The 1,333-nt window shown below is 64.1% G+C and carries 1 protein-coding gene; it reads right to left on the bottom strand.

Annotated features, from left to right (window positions below; genetic code table 11):
- Positions 1-1,257, bottom strand: a 1,257-nt coding sequence (locus tag Tchar_RS13455; protein WP_201739389.1) for an ISNCY family transposase, incomplete at its 3' end; no start/stop codon positions are given.
- Positions 1,258-1,333 lie beyond the last annotated feature (76 nt).

Raw genomic sequence — 1,333 nt, 5'->3', positions numbered from 1 at the left:
ACGACGCCAGGGGTGCTCAGGGCCGGGACACCATGGCTGTTTGACTTGGCGCGCTTTGAGGATGTCATCCACCCGCGCATTGAGCGTCTTGTCATCGACGGCGCTGGGGGTGGCTGGAGCAGGATCGAACACCTTGTAGGGCAGGCTTTCCTTGCCCGCCAAGAGCTCCACCCGCCCGTCGGCATACTCCACCACCGTGATCGTCTTGCCCCGTAAGCCATAGCGTGGCGCACCGTTGGTCTGCACGATGTAGCGTTGCCTCCTGAACGACACTACCAGGTCCTTGGACAGGGTGCGGCTGTGATGGATGGCGCAGATGCGGGCCAGCTCCTCGCCCGTGGCGGTGTAAGCCTGGTGCGCATCCTCGGGGTCGGCCGGCAACACCGCAAAGCGCCCATTGTGCTCAGGCAGATACCCTTCCAAGAAGGCATTGGCCTGCTCGATCGAGTCGATGCCCGCCAGCCGCATGGCCTTGATGAGCCGATCCTGCAAGGTCTGAAACAGCCGCTCCACCCGCCCCTTGGCCTGCGGCGTCAGCGCCTGGATGGTTTCGATGCCAAGAGCGGCTGTTGCGCGCTGGAACTGAGTGGGCTCGGCATCCTCCGGGTCGTGCTTGGTGAAGATACCGTGCCGGTCGCTGTACAGCGCCACAGGGCAGCCATAAGCCGTCACATAGGCCTGCAGCGCATCGAGGTAGGCTTGTGTGCTTTCCACCGGCACAAAGCGGGCCAACATCACCCGACTGCTGGCATCGTCGATGAAGGCAATGAGCGTGCAGCGCCGCCCACGCCCTTCAAACCAGTCATGCGGGCTGCCGTCAATCTGCACCAACTCGCCCAGCCGCGCCCGCCGGGGCCTGGGCGGATGCACACGGCTGGGGCGCTTGAGCTTTGTCTGCCACAAACCCGCCTCGCCCATCCAGCGGCGCAAGGTCTCCTTGGAGACCGTATAGCCATCTGCAGCCAGGTACTCGGCCGCCAGCGTGGGGCCAAAGTCGGCATAGCGCGCCTGCACCCGCGTCAGGATCGCTGCCTTGACATCTTCTGCAATCCGCCGGTTCGAGGGCTTGCCACGCCGTCGGCTCACGAGCCCTGCCGCACCTTCGCGCTCATAGCGCCGCAGCAGCCTTCTGATCTGCCGATCCGTCATCCCCAGGAGCGCCGCCCCTTGCCGCTGACTGAGCGCACCTTCCTTGATCCGCTCCAGCACCTTGAGCCGCTCGATCTCCCGCTCGCTCATCTCGATGCGCTTGTCCACCCAGCCCTCCGCTTCCAGACCAACAAGCGGACATTTCTACTTTGCCGGAAGCGGACATTACTATCTTGCTTCTACA

It is taken from the genome of Tepidimonas charontis, assembly GCF_007556685.1.
Lineage (GTDB): Bacteria > Pseudomonadota > Gammaproteobacteria > Burkholderiales > Burkholderiaceae_C > Tepidimonas > Tepidimonas charontis.
This window is presented reverse-complemented; position numbering and strand designations above follow the sequence as displayed.